The organism is Halorubrum sp. AJ67, assembly GCF_000513435.1.
Genome location: NZ_CBVY010000007.1, coordinates 114,803 through 118,152, shown reverse-complemented (window position 1 = coordinate 118,152; position 3,350 = coordinate 114,803). Strand labels below are relative to the sequence as shown.

Sequence of the window (3,350 nt, the reverse complement as noted above, 5' to 3'; positions counted from 1 at the left end):
GACGGAGGTCCGAGTGCCCGGAGGTCGCGCGCGTCGTCGAGCGCGGCCGGGAGGTCGTCGACCGCGAGCGGCGACGTGGTGAACCGGCCGGGGCCCTCGCGGTCGAGGTAGTCGGCGATCGTTCCGCCTGTGTCGGGTTCGAGCAGTTCGAAGTAGCCGCCGCCGTCGAGTTCGAGGAAGACGATCCGCATCCCGTCGAACGTCTCCTCATGAGCGACCGGGGCGTCGAGCAGACCGCCGAACAGGTCGGCGAGCGTGGTTGCGTCACGGGTCGCGACGCCGACGTGGTCGAAGCGCATACGCGATACTGTCGCCGCAGCGCACATAAAATCGGTTGGCGGTCCGACGAACCGGAACCTGGGTTCGTCTATGGAAAGGTTTGGGTTGCGGCGCGCGCAACGTGAGCGCACTACAGCCGTGAGCGATCAGAACTCCGACGCGCGGTCCGACCAGAAGTCGTCTCGGACCGTCCTCGGGTCCATCCTCGACAGCGCGCTCCACGAGATGAACCGCGAGCCGTCCGGACTGTTCCTCTCCGGGCTGTCGGCCGGGCTCGACATCGGGTTCGGCCCGCTGATGATGGCGGTCGTGTTGACGCTCTCGCCCGGCGGCTACGGCGACCTCGGGACCGAACTCCTGTTGGCGAGCGTCTACTCGGTCGGTTTCATATTCGTCATCCTCGGGCGCTCCGAGCTGTTCACCGAGCACACGACGCTCGCGGTGGTCCCCGTGTTAGACCGGCAGGCGTCGCTCGGTCAACTGGGCCGGCTCTGGGGACTGGTGTACGTCGGAAACCTCGTCGGCGGAGTTCTCTTCACCCTGCTCGCGGTGCTTCTGACGCCCGGCCTCGGCGTCGTCGATCCGGCGGCGTTCGAGACGATCGCGCTCAAGCTCGTCGGCCACGACCTCCGGTGGCTGTTCGTCGGCGGCGTCTTCGCCGGCTGGCTGATGGGGCTACTGGCGTGGCTCGTCACCGCCGCTCAGGAGACGACCGGCCGGCTGCTCCTCGTGGTGATCGTGACCGGGACGATCGGGATGCTCCACCTGCCGCACTCGATCGCGGGCAACGTGGAGGTCCTCTTCGGCCTGCTCACCTCGCCGGCGATCTCGGTGACGGACTACCTCTCATTCCTCGCGCTCGCGACCGTCGGAAACGCCGTCGGCGGCGGGATCTTCGTCGCGGCGCTGAAGTACGAACACGTCGTCCGCGGCGCGAACTGAGCGTCGTCGACGCCGCTTCACCGCCCCGGCTTGTACTCCCCGAACTCGTCGCGGAGCACGTCCGATATCTCCTGGACCGTCGCGTACGCCTTCACGGCGTCGACGATGTGCGGCATCACGTTCTCGGTCCCTTGCGCGGCCTCGCGAATCGACGCGAGCGCCTCGTCGACCGCGTCGCCGTCGCGGTCGGCCTTCACTTCCTGCAGGCGCTCGCGCTGGTTCTGCTCTTGATCGGGGTCGACCTCTTCTAAGTCCATCTCCGGCTCCTCGTCGACCTCGAACTCGTTGACGCCGACGATGATCCGCTCGCCCTCCTCGATCTCCTGCTGGCGCTCGAAGGCGACGTCCTGGATCTGCCGTTGGACCCAGCCGCTCTCGACGGCCTCCAACATGCCGCCGCGGCGGTCGACCTCCTCTAAGATCTCGAACGCCTCCTCCTCGATCCCGTCGGTGAGGTCCTCGACGTAGTAGGAGCCGGCGAGCGGGTCGATCGTGTCCGCGGCCCCCGACTCGTGGGCGAGGATCTGCTGGGTGCGGAGCGCGGTGCGGACGGACTTCTCGGTCGGGAGCGCGAGCGCCTCGTCTTTTCCGTTCGTGTGGAGGCTCTGCGTGCCGCCGAGGACGGCTGCGAGCGCCTGGTACGAGACGCGGACCACGTTGTTCTCGATCTGCTGGGCGGTGAGCGTCGAGCCGCCGGTCTGGGTGTGGAACTTCAGCTGCTTCGACTTGGGGTTCTGGGCGTCGAACCGCTCGTCCATGATCTTCGCCCACATCCGGCGGGCGGCGCGGAACTTCGCGGCCTCCTCGAAGATGTTGTTGTGAGCGTTGAAGAAGAAGGAGAGCTGCGGGGCGAACTCGTCGACGTCCAGTCCGGCGTCGAGCGCGGCCTCGACGTACTCGATGCCGTCGCCGAGGGTGAAGGCGATCTCCTGGGCCGCGGTCGACCCCGCCTCGCGGATGTGGTATCCCGAGATGGAGATGGTGTTGAACGCGGGCGTCTCGGCCGCGCAGAACTCGAAGATGTCCGTGATCAGCCGCATCGACTGCTTCGGCGGGTAGATGTAGAGGTTCCGCGCGATGTACTCTTTCATGATGTCGTTCTGGATCGTCCCGCGGAGCTCCTCGCGCGGGACGCCCTGCTTGTCCCCCATCGCGACGTACATCGCGAGCAGCACGCCGGCGGGGGCGTTGATCGTCATCGACGTGGACACCTCGTCGAGCGGGATGCCGCCGAAGACGGTCTCGAAGTCGTCGAGGGTGTCGATGGCGACGCCCGACCGGCCCACCTCCCCCTCGGCCATCGCGGCGTCGGAGTCGTACCCCATCTGCGTCGGCAGGTCGAACGCCATCGACAGCCCCGACGACCCCTCGTCGATGAGGTACTGGAAGCGCTCGTTCGTCTCCGCGGCGGTCCCCATCCCGGCGTACTGGCGCATCGTCCACAGCCGCCCCCGGTGCATCGTCGAGTAGACGCCGCGGGTGTACGGCTCCTCGCCGGGATAGCCGAGGTCCTCGCGGTAGTCGGTCTCGGCGTCAGCCGGGGTGTAGAGGGGGTCGACCTCCTGTCCGCCGGTGTCGGTGGTGAACGTCTCCTCGCGCTCCCCGAACCGGTCGACGGTCTCCCCGTAGGTGCCCTCCTCCCACGACGACTTGGCGTCGCGGATCGCTTCGAGTTCCTCAGGGTCGTACATTACTGAATCGGTCGGCCGAGCGGAACTTAACAGTTTTCAGGCCGGGCCGTTCGGCGGGCGGACAGCGAACCGAGCCGTTCGGCGGGCGAGGCTCCGATCTGCCGGTCCGGCCGTCGGCCCGATCGGGTTCGACCCGCCGACCCGATTTAAGTGTCGGGCGTTCGACCCGCCCGCATGGACGTGCTCACAGATCCCGCGCGCCGGTTCCTGGCCGCCACGGCCCCGGAACACACGGCGGTTCAGGCGGAGATGGCCGAGCTCGCCGACGAGTGGGGGTTCCCGATCATCGGTCCCGAGGCGGGCGCGGTCCTCCGGTTGTTGGCGCGGCTGACGGACGCGGAGCGCGTGTTCGAGTTCGGTCCGGGTTCGGCTACTCCGCACGTGGTTCTCCGCGCGGTNCCGGGAGCGTGGTCTGTACCGAGTTCGACGCCGACGAGG

At 68.0% G+C, this 3,350-nt stretch carries 2 protein-coding genes and 2 pseudogenes (1 of these 4 cut by a window edge); 2 read left to right on the top strand and 2 right to left on the bottom strand.

Annotation, left to right across the window (positions count from 1 at the left end; genetic code table 11):
- Positions 1-299, bottom strand: a pseudogene (locus BN903_RS08210) (methylmalonyl-CoA epimerase) (it extends 133 nt beyond the left edge of the window).
- Positions 300-417: 118 nt separating this feature from the next.
- Here BN903_RS08210 and BN903_RS08205 point away from each other — a divergent pair.
- Positions 418-1,221: a formate/nitrite transporter family protein gene (locus BN903_RS08205; RefSeq protein ID WP_048077284.1), complete on the top strand. Its 804-nt coding sequence runs from the start codon at positions 418-420 to the stop codon at positions 1,219-1,221.
- Positions 1,222-1,238: 17 nt separating this feature from the next.
- Here BN903_RS08205 and BN903_RS08200 read toward each other — a convergent pair whose 3' ends face one another.
- Complete coding sequence (locus tag BN903_RS08200; protein WP_048077283.1) at positions 1,239-2,912, bottom strand: methylmalonyl-CoA mutase; 1,674 nt, start codon at positions 2,910-2,912, stop codon at positions 1,239-1,241.
- A 174-nt stretch (positions 2,913-3,086) separates the two neighbouring features.
- On the opposite strand from BN903_RS08200, the pseudogene BN903_RS08195 reads away from it, so the two are divergent.
- Positions 3,087-3,350: pseudogene (locus tag BN903_RS08195) on the top strand (O-methyltransferase); the annotation flags it as partial.

Coding starts and splice junctions, on each gene's coding strand:
- BN903_RS08200 (WP_048077283.1), bottom strand. CDS start 2,912: ATGTACGACCCTGAGGAACTCGAAGCGATCCGCGACGCCAAGTCGTCG.